This window comes from Rhodopseudomonas boonkerdii, assembly GCF_021184025.1.
GTDB lineage: Bacteria > Pseudomonadota > Alphaproteobacteria > Rhizobiales > Xanthobacteraceae > Tardiphaga > Tardiphaga boonkerdii.
In genome coordinates this window covers 5,108,651-5,133,010 of the sequence record NZ_CP036537.1, presented here as the reverse complement: position 1 = coordinate 5,133,010, position 24,360 = coordinate 5,108,651, and the positions used below count along the sequence as shown (strand labels likewise).

Below are 24,360 nucleotides of genomic sequence, written 5' to 3'. Positions count from 1 at the left end.
TCCGGGGCCGGTCCTGCCGCCTTCGGCGTCGATCCGCCCCGGAATGACGAGTGTAGTTACACCCTCACCATCCGCTTGCCTCTATTCTCTCCCGCCAAGAGTCCGATCAGCGCCTGCGGCGTGTTTTCCAGCCCGCCGATCACGTCCTCCAGCACCTTGATCTTGCCGGACGATACCCAATCCTGCAGATCGGCCAGCGCCTGGTCGCGCTGCTTCATGTAGTCCATCACGATGAAGCCCTGCATGGTGAGACGTTTCACCACGATCAGGCCCGGCACGCCGCGCGGGCCAGTGGCGGACGGCGCACCGTCATATTGCGAGATGGCGCCGCAGCAGGCGATGCGGCCGTTGAGATTCATCTGCGGCAGGCAGGCCTCGAGAATGTCGCCGCCGACATTGTCGAAATAGACGTCGATGCCGTCAGGGGCCACCGCCTTCAGCGCCTTGAACACCGCGCCGTCCTTGTAGTCGACGGCGGCATCGAAGCCGAGTTCAGATGTCAGCCACCGGCATTTGTCCGCGCCGCCGGCGATGCCGATCACGCGGCAGCCTTTGAGCTTCGCGATCTGGCCGACGATGGAGCCGACCGAGCCCGCCGCCGCGGAAACGACGACTGTTTCGCCTGCCTTCGGCTTGCCCACATGCAGCAGACCGAAATAGGCAGTGAGGCCGGCGATGCCGTAGATCGACAGCAGATGCGTGAGCGGCTCCATGCGCGGCAGCTTGGTCAGATGTTTCGCTGGTACGGCGGCATAATTCTGCCAGCCGGTGTCGCCGAACACGATGTCGCCGGGCTTTAGCGCGTCGGATTTCGACGACACCACTTCAGCGATGCCGCCGCCGGCCATCACCGTATTGGTCTCCACCGCCGCACGATAGGTCGCACCATGCATCCAGGCGCGATTGGCGGCATCGAGCGAGATATAGCGCACGCGCAGCAACGCCTCACCGTCTTTCGGTTCAGGCATGCGGCCATCGGTGAGCTTGAAATGCTCAAGGCCGAGCTTGCCGGTGGGCTTCTCCACCAGAAGAACCTGCTTGTTCGTGCTGTCGGTCATGATCGTCTCTCCCGCGATTATCTTTGTTTGTTGCAGTTGTTGCGCAACGCGCAATCAACCTGCACAGATTTTGTAGTTCGACGCTAAGCGGTGACGCGGCATCGCACAATGGCCAATACCTTTCGCTGATGCCAAATCGGTTCCGCGGCAACAAGCTGTTGCGCATCGCGATCAATATGACAGACTGTCGCAGCCGGGATGTGTGTAACGGGGGGTTCGGAATGTCGAACAGGTTTACGCAATACATTCTGATCGCGATGGCCTTGGGCATCGTGATGGGGTCACTGGTTTTCAATTACCTGCCCGACAGTCGCGGCGAGATCGCTGCCGACGTCAACCTGATCGCCATGCTGTTCCTGCGCCTGATCAAGATGATCATCGCGCCGCTCGTCTTCGCCACGCTGGTCGGCGGAATCGCCCATATGGGCTCCGGCTCCAAACTCGGTCGCATCTTCGCCAAGACCATGGGCTGGTTCGTTACCGCGTCTTTCGTCTCGCTGCTGCTCGGCCTGATCATGGTCAACCTGCTGCAGCCTGGCGCGAACTTCCCCGGCACGCTCCCGGCGGCCGGACAATCGACGGGCCTGCAGACCTCGGCCTTCTCGATCGAGAAATTCCTGACCCATCTGATCCCGACCTCGATCGCGGATGCGATGGCACAGAACGAGATCCTGCAGATCGTGATCTTCGCAATCTTCTTTGCGGTGGCGATGGGCGCGATGCCCGAGCGCTCCAAGCCGATGCTGGCGCTGATCGATGATCTCGGCCACATCATGCTGAAAGTGACCGGCTATGTGATGCTGTTTGCACCACTCGCGGTGTGGGCGGCGATCATGGCCACGGTGGCGAAGAACGGCCTCGGCGTGCTCTGGAAGCTGATCGTCTTCATGGGCGGGTTCTATCTGTCGCTGGCGATCCTGTGGGGCATTCTCGTCGCGGTCGGCTTCATCGTCATCGGGCCGCGTTACAGCCACCTGCTGCGACTGATCCGCGAGCCGCTGATGATCGCCTTTTCCACCGCCTCGTCGGAGGCGGCCTATCCGAAAACGCTGGAAGGGCTCAATCGCTTCGGAGCGTCCTCGCGTACATCGAGCTTCGTGCTGCCGCTCGGCTATTCTTTCAATCTCGATGGCACGATGATGTATTGCACCTTCGCGGCCATCTTCATCGCGCAAAGCTACCACATTGAAATGTCGCTCGGCACTCAGTTGGCGATGCTGGCAACGCTGATGATCACCTCGAAGGGCGTCGCCGGTGTGCCGCGCGCTTCGCTGGTGGTGATCGCCTCGACGCTCAGCCAGTTTAACATTCCCGAAGCCGGACTGCTGATGATCATGGGTATCGACACCTTCCTCGACATGGGCCGCAGCGCGACCAATGTGATCGGCAATTCGCTGGCCACGGCGGTGGTCGCAAAGTGGGAGGGCGAACTCGCGCAGATGGATGCTACGGGGCCTGACGAGGAACTGGTGCCGGGGAATATCCCCGCTCTCGGACATGGATGAGGCGCGCCATGCTGCGCGTCACATTCCTCCTGACCGGCATTGGATGGGGAGTCGTCTGGCTCCTCACCCACACCGCCGTCGCCCAGACGGCAAACGAGGGGCTAAGCCCCGCGCTTGCCGGCATCAAGCAGGCCAAAGTGGTGAAGATCGGCTATCGCGAGAGTTCGCCGCCATTCTCATTCCTCGATCAGACCGGCCGGCCGATCGGCTACAGTCTCGAACTGTGCAAGGCGGTCGTCGAGGATATCGCCGTCGAGGTCGATGATCCCGCGCTGCGCATCGACTACGTGAAAGTGACCGCCGACGACCGCATCCAGGCCGTCGTCGACGGCAAGGTCGATCTCGAATGTGGATCGACCACGGCCAATCTCGAACGCCGCAAGCGGGTCGCGTTCTCGCCGATGATCTTTGTCGCCGGCACCAAGCTGATGGTGCCCAAGACCACCACAGGCACGGCGCCCGCGGATTTCAAGGGCAAGACGGTCGTCGTTACCAAAGGCACCACCAATGAACAGGCGATGCATGCGGTTGATGCGAAATTCGGCCTCGGCCTGAATTTTGTAGTCTCGCCGGATCACGAGGCGAGCTATCAGATCCTCGCCGGCGGCAAGGCCGATGCCTTTGCCACTGATGACGTGCTGCTGTCCGGCCTGATCGCACGCCACAAGTCGCAGGATCGCTTTCGCGTGGTCGGCGATTATCTGTCCTACGATCCCTATGGCATCATGTTCCGCAAGGGCGATCCGCAACTCGCGGCCGTGGTCGAGCGCGCGTTTCGCCGCCTCGGCTCGAATCGCGATCTGATCCCGCTCTACAACAAATGGTTCGTCGCCCGCCTGCCGACCGGCGAGCGCATGGGCATCTCGATCTCGCCGCAACTGGAGGAGAGTTTCAAGGCGCTGGATGACAGTGCCGGCGGGACGAACTAGGTGTTTCAGAAAAACTGCAGCTCGTCGGCCTTGCCCCCGCGCAGCACGGTCGCATATTCGATCGCCACGAAAAGCCCGCCGGCGACATAGATTTTCCGTGGCACGGTGCGCGCCAGTTGCTGGCTGAGCCTCACCGCATCCTCCATCGCATTGGCTACATGGATGCGCGCCGTCCCGTGCGCCTTGCGCGCGGCGGCACCGACCACACGCGCATCGGCGCCCTTGTGATAGGCACGGGTACAGACGATGGCGCCGAAATGCGGTGCCAGATGCCGCGCGATCTCGTCCACATTCTTGTCGGCGGACACGCCAAGCACCAGCAGCCAGTCGTCCTTGCCATGCACGGCGTGCAGCCCGCGCAGCGCCTGCATCACGCCGTCCGGTGTGTGGCCGACATCGATCACCGTGAGCGGTTCGCGCTGGATCACTTCAAGGCGACCTGGCCATGCGGTCTCGCGCAGGCCGGTGCGGATCGCATGATCGATCTGCGTGGCGTCGGCATCCGGATGCATGCGCTGCATCCACAGCAGGAACAGCGCCGCGGCAATGGAGGCATTGTTGAGCTGGAATTCGCCGTGTAGGCCTATCTCGAGGCCGCGCAAAATGGTTGCGCCAACGCGGCAGTTGAAATTTTGCGCCTTGGCCGAGGTCACCACGTTATTGATGACGATGTCTTCGCCCACATGCAGGCCGCTGACATGGCGGCTCCGATTATACTCCGCCAGATGCAAGCGGAGCGGCAGGCAGTTCTCGCCATAGATCACGGTGCCATGGCTGGCGCAGGCGTCGCTCTTGTCGGAGGCGATCAACGCCAGCGAATTGCCGAGCAGCGCGGTGTGTTCGAGATCGACGGAGGTGACGCAAGTGAGCGCGGCGCCGATCAGCCGCACGGGGTCGTAGCGTCCGCCAATGCCGGCTTCGAACACGGCGAGGTCGCAGCCGGTTTCCTGGAAATACAGGCAGGCCAGCGCGAACTGCGCCTCGAAAGCACCGAAGGTCTCGTGGACGCCGTGATGTTCGAGATCGGCGATCGCCGTGGCGACGCGCAGCACGAGTGCGTCGAGCAATTCGTCGTCCACAGGCTCGCCGTCGATCCGGAAGCGCTCGTTGAAGCGATAGAGATGCGGTGACGTGAACAGCCCGGTGCGCAGGCCGAAGGCGCGGCCGATGGAGGCGCAGAAGGCGGCAGTCGAGCCCTTGCCGTTGGAGCCGGTGATGACGAGCGAATGCCGTTGCAGACGCGCACGATCGATGGATAGCGCATCGAGCAGCAGCGCAAGGCGTGCGAGGCCGATACCACCGGTGCCGTATTTGGGCAGGTTAAACATCGGTCAGGCCCAGCGATGCGAAGGTGTGGCGCCAGATGCGCAGGATCAGGTCCGCGCGGCCGGCGTCTTCGAGGAAGCGGATCGAGGGATTGGCGTTGACCTCGATGACGCGCAACGGCTCGGAATCGCCTTCAATGTTCGTGAAGAAATCGACAGCGCCGGCACGGAGCCCAAGCGCCTTCAACGCCGTTCGTGCAGCGGCGAATGCAGCTTCCGCATTGTCGGGTTCGTCGAATGCCATGCCGCCGCCGGCGCTGAGATTGTGTCGGCCGTCCAGCCAGACATATTCGCCTTTTGCAGGCACGAAATCGGGTTTGCCCGGGCGCGGGTCGAGCGGCGCTGCGGAGATGCCCTGCCATTCCAGCATCGGCTGCTCGGCGGCGACGAGATCGCGAAGAGACGTCTCGCCGTCACCGATCACCGAGGGCTCGGCTTTCACCACCGAATAGACGATCTCATCGTCCAGCAGGAGCGCGCGGAATTCACGCCCGGTGCAGACCGGCTGAATGAGCACCGCGTCATAGTGTCGTTCGACGCTGTCCAGATACGTCGTCAGCGCATCGAGGCCATCGACGATCTGAGCAAAGTCGCCGCGAGAGCCATTGAGCGGTTTGATGAAGGCGCGATTGCCGAGATCGTTGAAATAGCCATAGGCATCGAGGCGTTCATGACCTGGTGGGCGATGTTTCCGGTGCCGGTCGTGCAGGAAGAAATAATCGCCGCCCAGCGTCGCGAGGCCGGCGCGGGCCATCAGCACATTGGCCATGTGCTTGTCATTGGCCAGCGTCGCTGCGGTCGCCGTATTCTGCGGGAAGAACGAACCGCGCCCGGCGCCGAAGACGGCGCGTTGGCCGGCGCCGGACACTTCGAAGATCAGTCCGTTGCCGCCATCGCGTTCGGCAAAGGTCAGCCCCAGCGCGTCCGCGGCATATTCCGCATAGATCGTCTGGTCGGGGTAATGGGCCGGCTTGCCGGCGCGAATGGCGCGAAACTGGGTCATCAAGGCCTTGCGCCGAGGATTGAACGCGGGAGCGGCTCGGCGCGACTCCCGAAGGAGCGGAAATTACCGGAACCGGTGCAACCAATCCAGCAGGGGGCTGCTGATAAGGATCGATCCGGAAACGGAAGCCTGGAGAAATTAAATGTCCCGGATCAAATTTGGCTCTTGCCGGCCGGTAACCTGGTTTGCAAATTTGTGACCCGCCTCACTCAATCCGCAATTGCACTTCCAGGTGTCTTTGAATACATGTCACTCGCATCTGCGAGAAACCGAATTAGCCAAGTGCCGCAAGGGCTTCTCAGCATCTGACGCGGCTCGGAATGTAATCGTTCTAAGCTAAGTCCGCACCGGAAAATCATATCCCATGAGCGCCTTTCACCGCGAAACCGTAACCTCCGTCCAGCACTGGACCGACACGCTGTTCTCCTTCCGCGCCACCCGCGACACCTCGTTCCGTTTCCAGAACGGCCAGTTCGCCATGATCGGCCTCGAAGTCGATGGCAAGCCGCTGCTGCGGGCCTATTCGATGGCCAGCGCCAATCACGAGGAAGAACTCGAATTCTTCAGCATCAAGGTACCGGATGGCCCGCTGACCTCGCGCCTGCAGAAGATCAAGGAAGGCGACACCATCCTGGTCGCGCGCAAGGCGGTGGGCACGCTGGTCACCGACAGTCTGCTGCCGGGCAAGCGCCTGCTGATGCTGTCCACGGGCACCGGCCTCGCGCCCTTTGCCAGCCTGATCAAGGATCCCGAAGTCTATGAGCAGTACGAGCAGGTCGTGCTGGTGCATGGCTGCCGTCAGGTCTCCGAGCTGGCCTATGGCGAGCGCCTGGTCGAACGGCTGCAGAAGGACGAACTGTTCGGCGACTTGATGAAGGACAAGTTCACCTACTACCCGACGGTCACCCGCGAGCCGTTCCGCAATCGCGGCCGCATCACCGACCTGATCGAGTCCGGCCAGATCTTCAAGGACATGGGCCAGGGTCCGCTCGACATCGCGACCGACCGCGTCATGCTGTGCGGCAGCCCGGCAATGCTCGAAGACCTGAAGGCCATGTTCGAGAAGCGCAATTTTACCGAAGGCAGCGGCAACAAGCCCGGCCATTTCGTGATCGAGAAGGCTTTCGTGGAGCGCTGACGCGCGCTCAGTCCCCTCATCCTGAGGAGCCGCCCAGTGGCGTCTCGAAGGATGGCCGCAAGCTCCAAGCCGGGCCATTCACGGTTCGAGACGCGCGCAAGGGCGCGCTCCTCACCATGAGGGCGGAGCGGATACCTACCGCATTGCAAAACCCGCGCTCCGGCGTGGGTTTTGTCGTTTCATGGCATCACAAGACTTGGATGAGCTTGATGCGCTAGGCTGGCGCCCAGTCTGTGATTTGTCCGTCATCCGAACTTCGTAAGGCTGAAGGCCCACCACTTGCGAGCAGGTCCATGCAAACCGTGATGCTACCGTTCACGCCGCGCTTTATCGTCTTGACGATCTGCAGCGTGGCCACGCTTTTCCTGGTCGGCATGGGCATCTGGGATCACCGGCTGATCCATCTCATTGTCATTCCCGCCACCGTGTTCGGCTGTCTCGCCGCGCTCGGATTTCACGATCTGCTGCAGAAAGACCACGCGGTCCTGCGCAACTATCCGATCTCGGCGCATATCCGCTTCCTGCTCGAGGAAATCCGCCCCGAGATGCGGCAGTATTTCTTCGAGAGCGAGAAAGACGGCATGCCGTTCAGCCGCGATACGCGGGCGGTCGTCTATCAGCGCGCCAAGATGGTGCTCGACAAGCGTCCGTTCGGTACACAGAAAAACGTCTATGAAGAGGGTTATGAGTGGATGAACCACTCGGTCGCCCCGAAGCCGCATGCCGCCGAGCAGTTTCGCATCACCATCGGCGGGCCGGATTGCCTGCGACCCTATTCGGCTTCGGTGCTTAACATTTCCGCCATGAGTTTCGGTGCGCTCAGCCCGAACGCCATACGTGCGCTGAATGCCGGGGCGAAGAAAGGCAACTTCGCCCACGATACCGGTGAGGGCGGCGTCAGCCCCTATCACGAACAGGAAGGCGGCGACCTGATCTGGGAAATCGGCTCCGGCTATTTCGGTTGTCGCACCGGGGACGGAAACTTCGATCCGGACAAATTTGCCGCGCGAGCCGCACTCGACCAGATCAAGATGGTCGAGCTCAAGGTCAGTCAGGGCGCCAAGCCCGGCCATGGCGGGGTGTTGCCGGCGGCGAAAGTGTCGGAGGAAATCTCGCGCATCCGCGGCGTGGCGATGGGAGAGGACTGCATCTCGCCGCCCTATCACAAGGCGTTCTCGACGCCGGTCGAGATGATGCAGTTCATCGACACGATGCGTCGTCTGTCCGGCGGCAAGCCTGCCGGCTTCAAACTGTGCATCGGCCATCCCTGGGAATTCCTCGCCATCTGCAAGGCGATGCTGCAGACCGGCATCTATCCGGACTTCATCGTCGTCGACGGCAAGGAAGGCGGCACCGGTGCGGCGCCGCTGGAATTCATGGATCATCTCGGCATGCCGATGCGCGAGGGCGTGAACTTCGTGCACAATGCGCTGATCGGCATCGGTGCGCGCGATCGCATCAAGATCGGCGCATCCGGCAAGATCGCGACTGCTTTCGACATCGCCCGCGCGATGGCGCTCGGCGCCGACTGGTGCAATTCGGCACGAGGCTTCATGTTCGCGCTCGGCTGCATTCAGTCGCTGAGCTGCCACACCGATCGCTGCCCGACCGGCGTCGCCACGCAGGACCCCACGCGTGCGCGCGCGCTCGCGATCCCGCAGAAGACGGATCGTGTGCTGAATTTTCATGAGGCGACGCTGCATGCACTGGCCGAGCTGATCGCGGCGGCAGGTCTCGAACATCCGCAGCAGATCCGGGCGATGCATTTCTCGCATCGTTCATCGGACAATGATGTGATGTCGTTCACGCAGCTTTATCCGGAGCTGAGACCGAACGAGCTGATTCACGGCACCGATGATCGACGCTTCCGCGATGCCTGGGCGATGGCGCAGGCGGCTTCATTCCAGCCATTGGATGTATGAGGGGCGGGGTAATCCCCCCGCCTCATGGTGAGGAGGCGCGAAGCGCTGTCTCGAACCATGAGATGGCCTGGCTCAAAGCTTGTGGCCATCCTTCGAGACGCATGCCGTCGGCATGCTCCTCAGGATGAGGGGGGCGCGTCAGAAATCCCCGTGCAAACGCCCGGAGAAGATCGACACCGGGCCGCGATCCGCGTTGTAGGCGGGGTTGACGATCAACTGATAGTCCGCCGTGAAGGTCAGGTTCTTGTCGATCGCATAGGCGTAAAACGTTTCGAAGATGCGCTCGTTGCTGTAATTCAGCCGTCCGTCGCCGATCAGCAATCCGTTGCCGCCGGCCGCCAGAAAATCCCGATGCGCGGCGGACAGGCCGTTGATGGCGCCGCCGATGCCGATGGTGTCCGCGGCGCGGCCCCAGCGTCCTCCCTTGATCGACAGACCGCCGGAGATGCTGCGGTCGATGTCCGTAAATGACAGGATTTCGTTCTGGCCGTCATTCCAACTGGCGCGGCCGAACAGGCCGATCTCGTCGGCAATTTCCTGCTCGCCATTGAGATAGAAGCCGTATTTGTCGCGCGGTTTGCGGATGGAGGCCATCACGTCGTTGATGTCGAGCAGCGGGTCGGTGGCCGCGATCGCGAGCGCGCCGCGATAGCTGCCGGTGCTGCCGCGATTAAGGAAGGCGCCGACGCGCACCTTGCCGGGGCGATCGAAAATCTGATGCCGCTCCTCGAATTCCACCACGGCGCCGCCGGACTTGAAGTTGAGGGTGTCGCTGTTCGGTTGCGACGGCACCTGGAACAGGCCGGCGCGTACCGCCCAGTCCCTGCGATTCAGCTCGATCACGCCGCCGCGGGTGTAACCGGGCAGGTCCGCCGGGAAGTCATAGGCGGCGGAGGCCCACATGGCCCAGTTCATGAAATCGGCGCGGGGGTCCTTCGCATAGGCGTTGCCGTCGAAGAAATCACCAATCGCGAATCGGCCAATGGTCAGCGTGATGCGGTCGATGTCGCGCTTGCCGGCGAGTTGGTTGGGGCCGTCAGCTACATCTTCCTGCTCGCCGCCAAGGCCGAAGGTCTGGCGGAACATGTAGCGCTGCGGGCGGATTTTCGGATAGGCGCCGCCAGCCTTCTGCGCTTCGCCATTGGGGAAGCCGGCAACGCCGAGGGTTCCGTTGAAGCCGAAACCCTGCGCGATCTCGGGATTGAAATAGAACTCGCCGCCGTCCCACAGGCGCCAGCCGAGGAAGGCGGTGGTGGTGAAAGTCTCTTTGAACTGGCGGCTGCCGGACAGGCTGTTGGTGCCCTCGTAGGGCGAACGGAAGCTGGGATAGCCAGAGCCGATGAAGGTCGTCTGGTAATGGATGTTCCAGTCGGTCGGCTCGGGCAGCGTGGATCGGCCCTTGATCGGCGTCGTCGGCAACCAGGACGGCATGTCGTTGAAGCGGTAGTTCAGGCCGAGCTTCACCGCATGGATCTTCGGTTCGACATCGACCGCAGGCAGGCCAAAGCTGGCGAGCCCATAGGTTTGCCGCGCAAGGTCGATGTAGTTGTATTCGAGCTTGGCGGTCCAATTGCCGCCGACCGCGGCCTCGACGCCGGCGCCGACGGTCCAGCCGATATGGTCCTTCTGCTCGGTTGCGAAGATATTGCCGTCGGCATCGAGAAGATTGATCTTGGTCTTGCCCCAGGCAAAACCGGCTGTCGCATAAGGCAGCCACGTTCCGACAGCGTAGCCGACGCGCCCGCGCGCGGTGGCGAAATAGTCGAAGGTGGTATGGTACGGATCAGTGCCGAGGCGCGCGGTATCCGCGGGGCTGATGAAGCTCGCATCGATTTCGGCGCCGAGCACGATATTGTTGTCGAATTGCCTGTTATAGCCGCCCTGAAAGCCGCCGATCAGGCCGGTCGATGTAGATGGGAAAAAGACGCCCTGCAACGCCTGTGGATTAGTATTCGCGCCGAGCTCTGCGCCGCCATAGCCCATATGGGTGCCGATATAGAAGCCGCTCCAGTTGTATGCAGGCTGCGGCCGGGTCTTCACGGGCAGGTCGGCGGCTACAGCGATACCGCCAAAAGTGAGCACGCCAATCGCAGCACCGATCGGTACGCGCCTTGCAGCGGAATCTCGCAAGAAACAGAGGCTCGTCACGCAGCGCCACCCTTAACTGTCGCCGATAACGGCCACTCGATATTCCACGAAAGCAGCCGATTCGTCCGGGTGAGGCGGCCACAGTCGTCATGTCATGTTTAAAACGGGAGGCGGATCTCCATCCCGGCACACCCGCTATCTGACATCGCTTTATGACGTCTCCATTACACAAAGAGAAGACCCGCCCGGGGGTAACCGGGCGGGTCGAGTGGTCCGACACGGGGTGGATGAGGCGCCCGTGCCGGACGCAACTCCACATCAGCCGATCAAGCTCGATCAGTAGTTACAAGTGCGGACACGGCCCATGTAATTGCCGTAGACGTCATACTGGCGGACCCAACCACAGCGGTAGCCGTAGTCATAACCGTAGTAGCCATTGCTGGCGGCGACAGCCGATCCGACGATGGCGGCGCCCGCGAGACCGGCGGCGATACCGAAGCCGATACCCGGGCCTTTGGCCTGAGCCTGCTGGGTCGAGGACGCCATGGCGCCGGCGGCGGTCATGGCAACGAGAGCAATGGCAGCAATCCTGGACTTGATCGACATGAGAAACTCCATCCTGTTGAGGTGCAGTCCGTATTGGCCTGCATGCCCATCAGTCGGAGCCTGAAAGGATCGGGTTCGAGACCCGTTCGAACTATTTGGTTTCGGGACTGTGTCGTCGGTGAAACACAAATTTCGCGATCTGCGGGCTCTTCTTACCTCTCCCCCTGCGCGACGCGAAGCTTCACTGGAGGGTAGAGGTGTTCGCGCGTCGCTGTCCTGGTCGTGACGGCGGAGAAGCTTATGCCCCTGCATCCGGCTCGCAATCGAACACAGTCACATCGAACCGGTGCATGTCATTTAGCAACTCGCAGAACGCTTTCGCGCCGTGGGTAAGCAATTGCTCGCCCTTCTCGGCGGTCGCCTGCGCGGCATCGCCGATTGCGCCGGATGCGTGGAGGTCTTCCGCCTGCCATGCGAATGGCGCGGGACGGCTCGCGGAGAGCCAGCGATATCGTTGCTCCATCGCGATGGTCGATGGCGTGAAATTGGCGATCTTGTCCTTGCGGACATGCTCCGGATAGCGCGCCAGCATGATCGAGGTCTCGACGGCGCCGCCATGGATGCCGTGGCGGATTTCCTCATCCGTGAACAAACCATCCGGTACGCCGAAGCGCGACCAGCTTGTGGTCGCAACCAGCATGCCGTATTCGGCGCGTAAATCTTGCGCGGCCAGAGTCATCGCCGCGCTGTTGCCGCCGTGGCTGGTCACCATCACGAGCTTCTGCACGCCGGCCCGTGCGATGCTTTCGCCGATCGCCGTCCAGGTCTGCAGGGCGATCTCGGTCGGCAGCGTCAGCGTGCCGGGGAAGGCGAGGTGCTCGGTGGAAATGCCGATCGGCTGCACCGGCAGGAAGGTCACCGGAATGTCCACCGGCAACAAACGCTGCACCTCGGCGAGATAGGCCTCGGCGATCATCACATCCGTCGCGAGCGGCAGATGCGGCCCGTGCTGTTCGGTGGCTGCCAGCGGGAGCACCGCGATCCACGATGACGGGTCGCCCTTGGCGATGTCGGGCCAATGGATGGCAGTCCAGTCTCGGGGCGGCATGTGCGGTGTCATCGGCGAGTGCTTCTAAGAATGCAGATCGTTGCATGAGGGGGCGGGGTAGTCAGTCCCGCGATTGCTTTCTATCATGAGCCAGGAATGTCACTGGAGTCCAATATGGGTCGGTTTTCCCTTGCGCGTGCGTTAACCATGGGAGCGGCGATGCTGGCGTCGCTGTCACCTGTGCTGGCCCAAGGCAAGCTCGACAAGGTGTCGTTCGGCACCAACTGGGTCGCCGAGGCGGAGCATGGCGGCTTCTTCCAGGCAGTGGTCGATGGCACATACAAAAGCTACGGCCTCGACGTTACCATCGTGCCGGGCGGGCCCAATGTGAACAACCGTATCCTCCTGATCGCCGGCAAGCTCGACTTCTTCATGAGCGCCAATACCCTGCAGTCCTTCGACGCGGTGGCCAACAATGTACCGGTCGTCGCCATCGCGGCGATTTTCCAGAAAGACCCTCAGGTCTTCGTGTCGCATCCCGATCCGAAGGTGACCCGGCTGGAAGATCTCAAATCGAAAACGCTGTTCATTTCGCGGGAAGGAATCGTCGGTTACTTCCAGTGGATGAAGCTGGAATACGGCTTCAGCGAGTCAAAGGTGAAACCTTACAATTACAATGCCCAGCCCTTCATCGTGGACAAGAACAGCGCCATGCAGGGGTATGTCACGTCGGAACCGTTCCTGATTGAGAAGCAGGCCGGCTTCAAGCCCAATGTGATGCTGCTCGCGGACTATGGCCTTAACGGCTATTCGACTCTGATCGAGGCTCGCCGCGAGACGGTGGAGAAGTCGCCGGATTTGGTCCAGCGTTTCGTCGATGCGTCGATCATTGGCTGGTACAACTATCTCTATGGCGACAACAAAGCCGCCAACGAGATAATCAAGAAAATCAATCCGGAGATGACGGACGATCTGCTGGCCTATTCCATAGCTACGATGCGAGATCGGGGTATCGTCGATTCCGGCGATACACTGAAAAACGGCATCGGCGCCATGACCGACGAACGCGCCGCGAGCTTCTTCGACAAGATGTCCCGTGCCGGTGTGGTGAAACGCGATATCGACTATCGCCGTGCCTATACGCTGCAATTCGTCAACAAGGGCGTCGGGCTGGACCTGCGGCCGAAGAAGTAGACGATGGCTTTGCTCGTGCCGTCACATGATGAGTTTGCGATACGTCTACGTGGCGTTACGAAGATTTATGAGAGTGGGACACGCGCGCTCGGACCAATCGATCTCGATATTCGTCAAGGTGAGTTTGTCTCGCTACTCGGTGCCTCGGGCTGCGGCAAGTCCACGGCGTTGCGGCTGATTGCAGGATTGGCCGCGCCGACGGCCGGAGCCATCAAGGTGCCGGCCCGCGCCTCGCGTCAAGGCATCGGCTTCGTGTTCCAGGAGCCGACGTTGATGCCCTGGACGACGGTGGGAGAAAATGTGCGGCTGCCGCTCAAACTTGCACGTCTAGCGGATGCGGAGTCGACGCGGCGTGTTGCCGAAGCGCTGGCGCAAGTCGGGCTCGCGGATTTCGCCGATGCCTATCCCCGCGAACTCTCCGGCGGCATGAAGATGCGGGTGTCGCTGGCGCGCGCACTGGTGACGTCGCCGGACGTGCTGCTGCTGGACGAACCCTTTGCCGCCCTCGACGAAATCACGCGCCTCAGGCTCAATAATGACCTGCTCGCGCTGTGGCGTAAGCTCGGCAAGACCATCGTCTTTGTCACTCACTCGGTCTACGAGTCCGTTTATCTGTCGCAGCGTGTGGTCGTCATGACCTCGCGCCCCGGTCGTGTTCATGGCGAATGTCGGATCGATGCGCCCGAGCCGCGCGACGAAGCGTTCCGCACATCGATGGCTTACGCCCGCCATTGCCGCGATGTCTCGCAGGCCTTGATGCAGGCAACCGAAGCTGAGGTCCCGGCATGAAGGGGCTGGAGCCGCTGCCGGTGGTGGAGCGCGTGTCCGGCGACGGCGGCTGGCCGCGCGTCGTCTGGCCTGTCGCCGTATGTGTGGCCGGCCTTATCGCATGGGATCTCGTCGTTCGCCTTGGCGACATCCCGCCCTACATCCTTCCGGGACCGCTGCTCGTTTGGCAGACGTTGATGACCGACTGGCCAATCCTGTCGGCGTCGCTCGGCGTGACATTGCTCACGGCGCTGGAAGGTTTTATCGCCGCAGCTATCGGCGGCGTCGCGCTGGCGCTGCTGTTCAACCAGTCCAGATGGCTCGAATATTCCCTTTTGCCCTACGCCATCGTGCTGCAGGTGACCCCGGTCATCGCGGTTGCGCCGCTGATGCTGATCTATCTGCCACAGGAGGCAGCGGTGGTTGCCTGCGCCTGGATCGTCGCCTTCTTCCCCGTGTTGGCAAATACGACGCTCGGGCTGAATTCGGTGGACCGTAATCTCGCTGGTCTGTTCCAGCTCAACGGCGCCTCGCGTTGGCAGACCCTGCGCTATCTGCAATTGCCCTCGGCGTTGCCTCATATTCTCGGCGGCCTCCGCATCGCCGGCGGCCTCTCCCTGATCGGCGCCGTGGCCGCGGAGATCGCGGCCGGTGCCGCGGGCTCCGGTTCCGGGCTGGCCTATCGCATCACGGAGTCCAGCTATCGCCTCAATATTCCCCGCATGTTCGCGGCGCTATTGTTACTGTCCGTCGCCGGGATTGTGATCTATATGCTGCTCGCGCTGGCGTCGCATTTGCTGCTCCGGCGCTGGCATGAAAGTGCACTGCGAAAGGAAAAATGATGGGGACGGGAATCTCTTCGGAAAAGATCGACCTGTTGATCTATGGGCCGTCGAAGGCGTTGATCGAGAATGGTTTCTCGGATCAGTTCATCTTGCACAAATATGAAACACTGGCCGATCTCGAGCGTGTGCCGGCCGGCGTCGCTGAGAAGATCCGCGGCATCGCCGTCACCGGCCAGGTCCCCGTCAACAGCGCCATGTTGTCGAAATATCCGAATGTCCAGATCGTCTCCTCGTTCGGCGTCGGTTACGATCACATCGATGCGAAATACGCGGCCGCGCATGATATTGTCGTCACCAATACGCCGGACGTGCTGACCGAGGAGGTCGCCGACGTCGCCCTCGGCCTGTTCATCGCTACTGCGCGCGAATTCATCAAGGCCGACAAATATGTCCGTTCCGGCCTGTGGCAGACCCAGGGCTATCCGCTCACCGTCGGCTCTCTGCGCGATCGAAAAGTCGGCATGGTCGGCATGGGGCGCATCGGCCAGGCGATCGCGCGCCGTCTTGATGCTTCGCTGGTTCCGGTGGTCTATCACTCGCGCAATCCCGCCGCAGGCGTGAACTACGAGCACTATCCGAATCTCGTCGAGATGGCGAAGGCGGTGGATACGCTGATCGTCATCACGCCGGGTGGGCCATCGACGGCCAATATCGTGAATACCGAAGTGATGCAGGCGCTTGGTCCGCGTGGCATCATCGTCAATGTCGCCCGCGGCTCGGTCATCGACGAGCCCGCTCTGATTCAGGCGCTGAAGTCGGGCACCATCCTGGCTGCCGGCCTCGATGTGTTTGCGCAGGAGCCAAAGGTACCGGATGAACTGAAGGCGATGCAGAATGTCGTGCTGTTGCCCCATGTCGGTTCCGCTTCGGTGGTGACGCGCAATGCCATGGATCAGATGGTGGTCGACAACCTCAAGCTCTGGTTTGGTGGCAAGCCCGTGTTGACGCCGATTCCAGAGACGCCGGTGAAAGGCCGCTGACATGATCGCGCCGGTCCGCATGATGCAGTTCGTGTGGGCTTTTGCCGGCGCGATACTCGCGAATGCACCGGCGCTTGGGCAGGATGCTGCGCAACTGAAAAAGAGCATGGTCGGGCAGTGGGAACTCTCCACCACGGAACGAAGCAAGACATGCGTGGTGACGCTCAGATCCGACGCGACGCCGCAAGGGCTCAAGCTCGAACTCGAGCCCGACTGTGCCAAGTCGTTGCCCTTCACCAAGGATATCGCTGCCTGGAACATCAAGGGCCTCGATATTGTTCGGCTGCAGACCGCTCGTGGCGACTCAGTGATCGATTTCACCGAGGTCGAGAGCGGTATCTTCGAGGGCATCCGCTCGGGAGAGGGGGTTTATATCCTGCAAAATCTGGCGGCCGCGCGCTCGCTGGCAAAATCGATGGATCAGATGATCGGCGACTGGTCGGTCGTGCGCGGCAACGGCCGCGCGATCTGCAGCCTAACGCTGACCAACAACGAGGCCGGTCCGGATAATTTTCAGCTTTTTCTCAAGCCGCGCTGCGATCCGCTGGTGGCGAACTTCAAGCCGAAGGAATGGCGGCTGGAACGCGGTGAACTCCTCATGTTCTCCGCAAGCGGCGAGGCCTGGCACTTCGAGGCCGACGACAATGCGCAATGGCGGCGGATGCCGGACATGGCGGACCCGCTGATCCTGCTGCGGCAGTAGAGCGCGCCCCTCAAATCACTTTCATTCCCCTCAAACTCGCATGTCCGTGCTTCCCCACAATGATGTTGTCATGCACGGCGATGCCGAGGGGCCTGCTCACTTCGATCACGGCTCTGGTCATCTGGATATTGGCTTGCGACGGCGTCGGGTCCCCGGAGGGATGGGTGTTCATCACCCCACTCTGCGATCTATCATGTTGATCGTGAGTGTCGCTGATCCAAATGTGCTTCAGATGACGCAGAATGATAGAGCGGCTCGGCGTCCGGCAACTCGCGGAAGCGATTCGCCTTGCGGTGATGGTGCGTTTGACGTCTCCGGATATTTTGCCGAGGCAACCGCCGCGCTGAGCGGCTCTCGCCGTTAGCCCCGGACGGACGGGCCGGAAATGGGCGCGATCCTGCTCAGCCGCTCCATGGACGCGGGCGTTGTGCCGACGACTCACGTCCGCCGTCTTCCAGCATATCGTGGTCAACGATCTTGACCATCCGCGTACCCGACAGGTTTATGATGCCGCTATGGGCGAGGGTGGTGAGCGCGCGGCTTACGGTCTCCACGGATATCGCAAGGTAATCGGCGATATCGTAGCGTGAAACCGGGAGGGCGATGCCGTCCGGGCGCCGCTGAGACAACCGTGTCTCCATTTCCAAGATAAAAGAGGCGACCTTTTCCAAGGCGGTGGTGCGACCTAGAATCAACAACTGTGCCTGTAACCGGGAAATCGCATCGAGCGTGATCCGACGCAGTTCGCGGGCGAGTAGCGGATCGCAATCCGCGAGCGCCTCAGCGCGTCGGCGTGGATAGCAGGCGAGGATCGTATCCTTCGCGACTGCTTCTGCCGTATAGTCATAGTCGTCGCCAGCAGTGAATCCGAAGAAGTCGCCTGGAAGCATTAGATCGACGATCTGGCGACGGTCGTCGGTGCGAAGCACACTGCATCGCGCAACGCCGATAACGACGAAATACAATTGCTCGGCAGGGAAAGACTGTCGGCAGATTTCCTGATCGCACCGGCAAGACATGATCGTCGCGATGGAATCGAGTTTCGCTAGAGGATGGGGGCGGGTCGAGAGGTAGCGGGCGGCGCCATTGGTCTGGGTCGAATTTGCTATCGCCTTCATGGCTTCGCTCCTCTACATGACTAACTCCTAAATTGAGGCCGGCCTCTTATAGGAACTCGTCTTGATCGTGTTGACCGCGACTTCGACTCTCAAGACAAGGAGCAGCGCATGGTTCCATTCCTGCTGTGAAAAAGTCTAATCAAGGGCAATCTTGTGGCTGACCTGCCAACCGATCCCTCGCTGTTCGGCGAATTTGCGATCCCTTCGGGGTCTGAAGACCAGCGGGTGGCGATTGCGCATCTGCGCGGCGGCGCTAAGCAAGAGCCATCATTGCTTGATGTTCTCGACAACGACCAATGCGTTTCAAGGGGTTATACGAGGGGCTTCTATCGGGACACAGCACAATTGGTGTCCCATGCAGTTTGGCCGATTGCATTCTCTACTGACTTTCGGCGAGTTTAGGGTTGTAGAGCTCGCCGCAATCAAAGGCTCCGGCTATCCGACGGACACGCACGGTTCCATAGTCCACGCGGATTCTCGCAACGCACCGTGGTTCGATCTGCAGCAGATGCTCGGGGCCTTTGATGCGAAGCCTGACCCCCTAGGCCCATGATGGATGATTTCGCCGTGGATCGAACTCCCGTGATGACCGAAGAACGTAGCGGATGAGTGTTCGGTGTCCGCCGGTCCAGTATCAACCACCTCCGTTCCCGGGAAGCTTGGCGGCGAGTACGTCGATCTTTTCGAGTGTCGGTGGCCCTGTCAGCAGCGCGGCAGTCTCATCCGACATCAGCGCCGCTGCCACTTTCCCCGAAAGGTGGGCATTGCGTCCGGCGTCGTTCGGAAAGGCATCGAAGATGCCGAAGGTTGATGGTCCGAGCCGTAGCCCGAACCAGGCGATCGTTGCCGGCTCGCTTTCCACAATCGGCAACCCGCTCTTCAGGAACTTCTCGACGGCGGCTTCACTGCCGGGCTTTGCCTCGACACGGACAAACAGTGCTGCGGTAACCATGGCTTCTCCCTTTCAGTGCAGTGCGGTTTTCGGCAGAGTATCCGCGGTGGGTAATCGACTAGAGCATCGGCAACCCACGCTGACGCGGGTCTCGGGGAAACGCAGCATCGATCCGATCAATCTCGACGTCCGACAGATGCACACCGGCTGCTTCGGCATTCTCTTCAACATGGTCGGAGGTGGACGCCTTGGGAATCGCGAAAATCGACGGATGCAAGGCGAGAAATGCGAGCGCGATCTGGCGCGGCGTCGCATCATGCGCACGCGCGACGTCCGCAAGTACGCGACCTCCGGCCGAATGCAGATCCGGAAAGTCACCATGGCCGAACGGGCTGTACGCCGTGACAGCGATACCGTGCTGTTCACACCACGGCAACACGGCATTCTCGACGGCGCGCTCCTGCAAATGATAGAGGACTTGATCGCAGGCCAGGCGGCCGGGCCCCGCTATCTTCCAAGCCTCTTCGAGATCCGGCACAGCGAAATTGCTTACGCCATAGGAAAGGATCTTGCCCTCGCGGCGAAGTGTTTCGAAAGCTGCAATCGTTTCCTCCAGCGGGTGGACGCCACGCCAGTGCAGCAGATAGCAATCGAGCCGGTCGGTTTTGAGGCGAGTGAGCGATCGTTCGCAGGCCGCCTGAGTCCCCGACCGTGATGCATTCTGCGGAAGCACCTTGGAGGCCAGGAACACTTCGTCACGGCGGCCCGCGATAGCCTCGCCGACAACTTCCTCGGATGTACCTTGGCCGTACATCTCCGCCGTGTCGATGTGGTTCATTCCGAGGTCAAGGCCACAGCGCAGGGCCGTAACCGAAGAATTCCGGTCACTCTCGTCGATATACCAGGTTCCCTGGCCGATCACCGCGACCTCGCGTCGGACGGACCCAAAACGCCGGCGCGCAAGGCCCATCAGCTCGCTCCGTGTAGTGTCACGCAGCATGACGGCGTCCTCTCGCTTCGGCAAAGAGCTTGATCATCTCTCTGTTGAATGCCGTCGGGATATCATCGGGCTTGCGGCTCGTAACTAGGTCTCGGTCCACAACCGCTTCCTGATCCACCCAATCCGCCCCGGCATTTTCCAGGTCGGTCCTGAGTGAAGGCCACGATGTCATGCGGCGTCCCTGTGCTGCGCCGGTCTCGATGATGGTCCATGGCCCGTGGCAGATTGAGGCAACCGGCTTGCCGGCATCGAAGAAGGCTTTCGCGAAGGCAACCGCCTTGGGCTCGATGCGAAGCGCGTCGGGATTGATGACGCCACCCGGCAGCAACAGCGCGTCGAAGTCCTCTGGCTGGGCTTGATTAAGGGAGACATCCACTGGGAATTCGTCGCCCCACTCCGTGAACCTCCAAGCACGGACGCGCCGGTCTTTCGGGGACACGATGCTGGTTTTGGCGCCGGCTTGGTCGAGCGCCTTACGCGGCTCTACCATTTCGACCTGCTCGAAGCCATCCTCGATCAGGATCGCAACCTTCAGGCCATCGAGTGTCATACTTGCCATGATCCAAACTCCTATTGCGAAGAGGCGTAGCGCTGGGCGTATGCTATCGCGACGCTCGCCGACCTTTTGAAGCGGTGCCCAATATCCCGGGCACTTGTCGATGTTGCTTCGCGTCGCGCGTTCAGGCAGCCTTTTTCAACATGTTGTGCGGATCGATGACGAACTTCTTGGGCGAACCGTCGCTAAAGGTCTTGTAGGCTGCCGGAGCGTCTTCCAGCGAAATAATCTCGGTGTTTGCCACTTCGCGCAGATAGGGCATGCGGTCCCACAGGATCGCCATCATGAGATCGCGATTGTAGTGCATCACCGGCGCTTGCCCGCCGGTCAGTTTCGGTGACTTGATCCAGGCCTTGCTGAAGGCGAGCGGAAGTTCACCTTTCTTCGCCATAGCGGTCTTCGGCGCGCCGGGATCCAAATTGGTATAGATGCCCGGGATACCCATCGCGCCGCCGGCGCGGACGATGTCGAACAAGACATTGATGATCGCTTCCGAGTGCTCGTCCCGGTCTTCCTCGCCGTAACCGTGAGCTTCCAGGCCGACGCAATCGACGCCCGCATCAACTTCACGCTTCCCGAGGATCGCCTCGATCTGATCGGGAACCGGCGTGGCGCTGGTGGTGTCGACGGTCTCGTAGCCACATTTCTTGACGAGATCGAGCCGTTGCCGGTGCCTGTCCGCTACGATGATGCACGACGCTCCGAGAAGACGGGCACTTGCAGCGGCACAGCGACCGACCGGCCCGGCACCCGCGATGTAGACCGTCGAGCCGGTCCTAACGCCGGCCTCAATGCAGCCATGATATCCGGTCGGCAAGATGTCGGAGAGCAAAGTGAGATCCAGGATCTTCGCCATCGCTTGGTCTCTGTCGGGAAATCTCAGCAAATTCCAGTCGGCATAGGGCACCAGCATGTAATCGGCCTGACCGCCTTGCCAGCCGCCGAGATTGAACCCATAGGCGCCGCAATCGACGATGTCGTTGACGTAGGCATTTTCACAAACATCAGTATGGCGCTCCTTGCAATTGCGGCAGCGGCCGCAGGAAACGTTGAAGGGAACCGACACCAGGTCTCCTTTCTTGATGATTTCCACGTCGCGGCCGACCTCGACGACTTCACCGGTATTCTCATGGCCCATGACCATGCCTTTCGGGGCCTCAAAGCGACCGTGATAGATGTGCTGGTCGCTTCCGCAGATATTGGTCGACACCAGCTTGACGATCACGCCGTGTTCGATCTTTCTGCCGTGTGGATCTTCAAGCTTGGGATAGTCGATGGTTTTGACCTCGAGCTTCATGGGCCCCTGAAATGTCAGAACGCGATTGCCGGCCATGGTTTGAGTCCTTTCCGTTGAACGGTAGCTTTGCAGCATGACTGCCGCTTTTGCTTGCTCTAGGCGAGTAATCATTCTTTGCGGGTTGTTCCCGTGTGAATCTCCGAGCTTCGGGAAGCATTGGTTCGAAACAGCATACGGAAGTTTTTTTTGCGCGCCTTGACGGTCGTCAACTATTGCGGAAATGAATTTGAAGGAACTGTTTCGGCTTGCCGCCAGCACACAGCGCGATGGAGATCTTTGTTCACAGGCAGTTTGGGCACGCCGTAAAGCAGTCGAGCGTCAACGCGCGATAAGATCGGGGCATTAGATTTATCGGTCTCCGGATCTGCCGTCGCCTGGGATTCAAGCGCCGAGCAGATGGAAGGTTGGACGCGCATTAAAACAGCACCGTCCACTTAGCTGGAGGCAGCATCTAACTTCATCTGTGGCACGTGGGACGATCGCGTCGTGCGTTGCCATTACACGGCAATGCGATGGATGCATTACCAGCCATACGAGCGCTGCTCGCGAGCAGTGTAGGCGGAATGCGGCGGTGCGGATATTTCATGATCTCTTGGCGAATCCCAACAAGGCAATGTCCAGTCCGGGTTCATGAGCGGAAGAAACTCGTACCAAGATTTCACATCAGCTTCAGTGCCTTGAGGCTGGCATGCCCGTTGCGGCCGACAATGATGTGGTCATGCACGGCGATGCCGAGCGGCCTGCTCACGTCGATCACGGCCCTGGTCATCTGGATATCCGCCTGCGAGGGCGTTGGATCGCCGGAGGGGTGGTTGTGGACCATGATGATGGCCGTGGCGGACAATTCCAGCGCCCTTTTAACAACCTCGCGCGGATAGACGGGCGTGTGATCGACAGTGCCGACCTGCTGGACTTCGTCGGCGATCAACTGGTTGCGCTTGTCGAGAAAGAGGATGCGGAACTGCTCCTTGTCGGCAAAGGCCATGGCCGTGCGGCAATAGTCGATTACGGTGCCCCATGACGACAGCACGGTGCGCTGCCTGAGCTGCCCCTTGGCCACGCGATGGGCAGCGGCGGCGATCAGCTTGATCTCGGTGATGGCCGCTTCGCCGAGCCCGCCGATTTCACGCAGCCGCGCGTCGGGGGCGTGGACGGTTTCCGCGAACGAACCGAAGGCTTGGATGAGCGACTTCGCCAGCGGTTTCACGTCCCGTCGCGGCAGCGCGCGAAACAGCACCAGCTCCATCAGTTCGTAGTCGCTCAGCGCCTCGGCGCCGACGGCGCGGAAGCGGTCACGCAGGCGCTCGCGATGGCCGTGATAATGCGGCGTTTCGGAGGGGCCGTGCAGGCGATCGTTCGGAGACGGTGGCATGCGAACTCGCTGATCGTATTGCAGCATGCCGCGGGGGTGGGTAATTGCAACTTAAAAGTGATTTTGCTCCGCCCCTCAGGGTGCGGAGCGCGCTCTTGCGCGTGTCTCGAACCATGAGATCGTGACACACGGTACTTTCCGCCATCCTTCGAGATGCGCCCGGCAGCTGCTCCTCGGGATGAGGGACGGAGAAGCGAGATCCTGAGTTGAACGCGGGATGTCCCGAGCAAAAGCAGTCGAAAAGCGCCCCAGACCACTTTGAGCCAGACTCTCAGGATGGAGGCGGAGCCATCAGGTCGCTGCCGGCGCCTTTTCGTTATGCCGCTTCGACAGCGTGATGGTTGCGCTGGATCGATCGCGGCATAGTGCGGCTGCGCCACAGCAGTAGGTCGCGCTCGATCATGCACTATGTGTTTCGCTCCGGATGCCGGAGTTGCCGCATCTTTGATGGAGTGATCCGGCCTTCGCGCTGGCGCGTAATATCTTGGTGTATCGACCCGGGGAGGAAGCCCTTTTGAAAACCTATAGCATCGCTTATGTCGCGACCGGCCTGGTGTTTCTCGCCATTGACGCGATCTGGCTGACATTGGCGGCGCAACGGCTTTACCGGCCCTTGATGGGTGAGATGTTGCTGGACAACTTCCGGCTCTTGCCGGCAGCTCTCTTCTATCTGATCTACATCGCGGGCATCGTTGTCTTCGCCGTCGCCCCTGCGATGGCCAGCGGGCGCTGGACCACCGCCGCCACTCATGGGGCGTTTCTCGGTCTTTTCGCGTATGCGACCTACGACCTCACCAATCAGGCGACGTTGCGGAACTGGCCGGTCGCCGTCACGGTTGCCGACCTGTGCTGGGGCACATTCATCACGGCGTGCGCGGCGACCGTTGGTTTTCTGATTACTCGCGCTGTCACGTCCTCAAGTTGACCTAGGCGCGTCGGCTTAACATTTCCGAGACCACGAGCCCGATGAACACGGTGAGCGTTTCGGCGCTGAGGGCGTTCAATCTGAAGAAGGCGCTGTGTTCGGAAGATGAGCAGGACTGCAACGTAGCACCGCATGGGCCGTGCGGTGC

General features: G+C 61.1%; 22 protein-coding genes and 1 pseudogene. 10 read left to right on the top strand and 13 right to left on the bottom strand.

Annotation, left to right across the window (positions count from 1 at the left end; translation table 11 throughout):
- Nucleotides 1–56: 56 nt before the first annotated feature.
- Nucleotides 57–1,058, bottom strand: coding sequence for an NADP-dependent oxidoreductase (locus tag E0H22_RS23570; RefSeq protein WP_233023365.1), 1,002 nt, complete (start codon nucleotides 1,056–1,058; stop codon nucleotides 57–59).
- Nucleotides 1,059–1,279: 221 nt separating this feature from the next.
- On the opposite strand from E0H22_RS23570, the gene E0H22_RS23565 reads away from it, so the two are divergent.
- Both E0H22_RS23565 and E0H22_RS23560 read left to right on the top strand, forming a co-directional pair.
- Nucleotides 1,280–2,563, top strand: a complete 1,284-nt coding sequence (locus E0H22_RS23565; RefSeq protein ID WP_233023364.1) for a dicarboxylate/amino acid:cation symporter — start codon at nucleotides 1,280–1,282, stop codon at nucleotides 2,561–2,563.
- An 8-nt stretch (nucleotides 2,564–2,571) separates the two neighbouring features.
- Nucleotides 2,572–3,492, top strand: coding sequence for an amino acid ABC transporter substrate-binding protein (locus E0H22_RS23560; RefSeq protein ID WP_233023363.1), 921 nt, complete (start codon nucleotides 2,572–2,574; stop codon nucleotides 3,490–3,492).
- Between the two features lie 5 nt (nucleotides 3,493–3,497).
- Here the strand turns inward: E0H22_RS23560 and E0H22_RS23555 are convergent, their stop codons facing one another.
- On the bottom strand, nucleotides 3,498–4,820 hold the full coding sequence (locus E0H22_RS23555; protein WP_233023362.1) for a bifunctional folylpolyglutamate synthase/dihydrofolate synthase: 1,323 nt from the start codon (nucleotides 4,818–4,820) through the stop codon (nucleotides 3,498–3,500).
- Nucleotides 4,813–5,820 carry an ATP-grasp domain-containing protein gene (locus E0H22_RS23550; protein WP_233023361.1) on the bottom strand — a complete coding sequence of 336 codons (1,008 nt, stop codon included), beginning with the start codon at nucleotides 5,818–5,820 and terminating at the stop codon, nucleotides 4,813–4,815. Before E0H22_RS23550 ends, E0H22_RS23555 begins: the two co-directional genes overlap by 8 nt.
- Before the next feature lie 364 nt (nucleotides 5,821–6,184).
- Between E0H22_RS23550 and E0H22_RS23545 the strand changes: the two genes are divergently transcribed.
- Together E0H22_RS23545 and E0H22_RS23540 are read left to right on the top strand one after the other, a co-directional pair.
- A complete protein-coding gene (locus E0H22_RS23545) occupies nucleotides 6,185–6,958 on the top strand; it encodes a ferredoxin--NADP reductase (protein WP_233023360.1) in 774 nt (257 codons plus the stop codon).
- Nucleotides 6,959–7,251: 293 nt separating this feature from the next.
- The gene (locus E0H22_RS23540; protein WP_233023359.1) at nucleotides 7,252–8,880 is read left to right on the top strand and encodes an FMN-binding glutamate synthase family protein; all 1,629 of its coding nucleotides are present in this window, start codon (nucleotides 7,252–7,254) and stop codon (nucleotides 8,878–8,880) included.
- Between the two features lie 138 nt (nucleotides 8,881–9,018).
- Here E0H22_RS23540 and E0H22_RS23535 read toward each other — a convergent pair whose 3' ends face one another.
- The 3 genes from E0H22_RS23535 to E0H22_RS23525 form a co-directional block, all read right to left on the bottom strand.
- Nucleotides 9,019–11,010, bottom strand: coding sequence for a carbohydrate porin (locus E0H22_RS23535; RefSeq protein WP_430715182.1), 1,992 nt, complete (start codon nucleotides 11,008–11,010; stop codon nucleotides 9,019–9,021).
- Between the two features lie 294 nt (nucleotides 11,011–11,304).
- Nucleotides 11,305–11,574 carry a hypothetical protein gene (locus E0H22_RS23530; RefSeq protein ID WP_233023358.1) on the bottom strand — a complete coding sequence of 90 codons (270 nt, stop codon included), beginning with the start codon at nucleotides 11,572–11,574 and terminating at the stop codon, nucleotides 11,305–11,307.
- 238 nt (nucleotides 11,575–11,812) lie between these two features.
- Nucleotides 11,813–12,634: a creatininase family protein gene (locus E0H22_RS23525; RefSeq protein ID WP_233023357.1), complete on the bottom strand. Its 822-nt coding sequence runs from the start codon at nucleotides 12,632–12,634 to the stop codon at nucleotides 11,813–11,815.
- 102 nt (nucleotides 12,635–12,736) lie between these two features.
- Here E0H22_RS23525 and E0H22_RS23520 point away from each other — a divergent pair, with 102 nt between their 5' ends.
- Genes E0H22_RS23520 through E0H22_RS23500 form a run of 5 tightly spaced genes read left to right on the top strand, consistent with a single transcriptional unit; the run spans nucleotide 12,737 to nucleotide 17,052 of the window.
- The gene (locus E0H22_RS23520; RefSeq protein ID WP_233023356.1) at nucleotides 12,737–13,756 is read left to right on the top strand and encodes an ABC transporter substrate-binding protein; all 1,020 of its coding nucleotides are present in this window, start codon (nucleotides 12,737–12,739) and stop codon (nucleotides 13,754–13,756) included.
- A 3-nt stretch (nucleotides 13,757–13,759) separates the two neighbouring features.
- The gene (locus tag E0H22_RS23515; RefSeq protein WP_233023355.1) at nucleotides 13,760–14,545 is read left to right on the top strand and encodes an ABC transporter ATP-binding protein; all 786 of its coding nucleotides are present in this window, start codon (nucleotides 13,760–13,762) and stop codon (nucleotides 14,543–14,545) included.
- Nucleotides 14,542–15,366, top strand: coding sequence for an ABC transporter permease (locus tag E0H22_RS23510; RefSeq protein ID WP_233023354.1), 825 nt, complete (start codon nucleotides 14,542–14,544; stop codon nucleotides 15,364–15,366). Before E0H22_RS23515 ends, E0H22_RS23510 begins: the two co-directional genes overlap by 4 nt.
- Complete coding sequence (locus tag E0H22_RS23505) at nucleotides 15,366–16,349, top strand: 2-hydroxyacid dehydrogenase (RefSeq protein ID WP_233023353.1); 984 nt, start codon at nucleotides 15,366–15,368, stop codon at nucleotides 16,347–16,349. Before E0H22_RS23510 ends, E0H22_RS23505 begins: the two co-directional genes overlap by 1 nt.
- 22 nt (nucleotides 16,350–16,371) lie before the next feature.
- A complete protein-coding gene (locus tag E0H22_RS23500; protein WP_430715295.1) occupies nucleotides 16,372–17,052 on the top strand; it encodes a protease inhibitor Inh/omp19 family protein in 681 nt (226 codons plus the stop codon).
- A gap of 10 nt (nucleotides 17,053–17,062) precedes the next feature.
- On the opposite strand, the pseudogene E0H22_RS23495 reads toward E0H22_RS23500, so the two are convergent.
- The 7 genes and pseudogenes from E0H22_RS23495 to radC form a co-directional block, all read right to left on the bottom strand.
- Nucleotides 17,063–17,227, bottom strand: a pseudogene (locus E0H22_RS23495) (JAB domain-containing protein); the annotation flags it as partial.
- 226 nt (nucleotides 17,228–17,453) lie between these two features.
- The gene (locus E0H22_RS23490) at nucleotides 17,454–18,170 is read right to left on the bottom strand and encodes a helix-turn-helix domain-containing protein (RefSeq protein ID WP_233023352.1); all 717 of its coding nucleotides are present in this window, start codon (nucleotides 18,168–18,170) and stop codon (nucleotides 17,454–17,456) included.
- Between the two features lie 634 nt (nucleotides 18,171–18,804).
- On the bottom strand, nucleotides 18,805–19,122 hold the full coding sequence (locus tag E0H22_RS23485) for a putative quinol monooxygenase (RefSeq protein ID WP_233023351.1): 318 nt from the start codon (nucleotides 19,120–19,122) through the stop codon (nucleotides 18,805–18,807).
- Between the two features lie 58 nt (nucleotides 19,123–19,180).
- Nucleotides 19,181–20,032 (bottom strand): aldo/keto reductase, encoded by an 852-nt coding sequence (locus tag E0H22_RS23480; RefSeq protein ID WP_233023350.1) that lies wholly within the window; start codon nucleotides 20,030–20,032, stop codon nucleotides 19,181–19,183.
- Nucleotides 20,033–20,051: 19 nt separating this feature from the next.
- The gene (locus E0H22_RS23475; RefSeq protein ID WP_347340813.1) at nucleotides 20,052–20,612 is read right to left on the bottom strand and encodes a type 1 glutamine amidotransferase domain-containing protein; all 561 of its coding nucleotides are present in this window, start codon (nucleotides 20,610–20,612) and stop codon (nucleotides 20,052–20,054) included.
- 130 nt (nucleotides 20,613–20,742) lie between these two features.
- Nucleotides 20,743–21,951 (bottom strand): alcohol dehydrogenase catalytic domain-containing protein, encoded by a 1,209-nt coding sequence (locus E0H22_RS23470; protein WP_233026519.1) that lies wholly within the window; start codon nucleotides 21,949–21,951, stop codon nucleotides 20,743–20,745.
- 622 nt (nucleotides 21,952–22,573) lie between these two features.
- Nucleotides 22,574–23,287 carry a RadC family protein gene (gene radC, locus E0H22_RS23465; protein ID WP_233023348.1) on the bottom strand — a complete coding sequence of 238 codons (714 nt, stop codon included), beginning with the start codon at nucleotides 23,285–23,287 and terminating at the stop codon, nucleotides 22,574–22,576.
- A gap of 514 nt (nucleotides 23,288–23,801) precedes the next feature.
- On the opposite strand from radC, the gene E0H22_RS23460 reads away from it, so the two are divergent.
- Nucleotides 23,802–24,212 (top strand): DUF2177 family protein, encoded by a 411-nt coding sequence (locus tag E0H22_RS23460; RefSeq protein ID WP_233026518.1) that lies wholly within the window; start codon nucleotides 23,802–23,804, stop codon nucleotides 24,210–24,212.
- Nucleotides 24,213–24,360 lie beyond the last annotated feature (148 nt).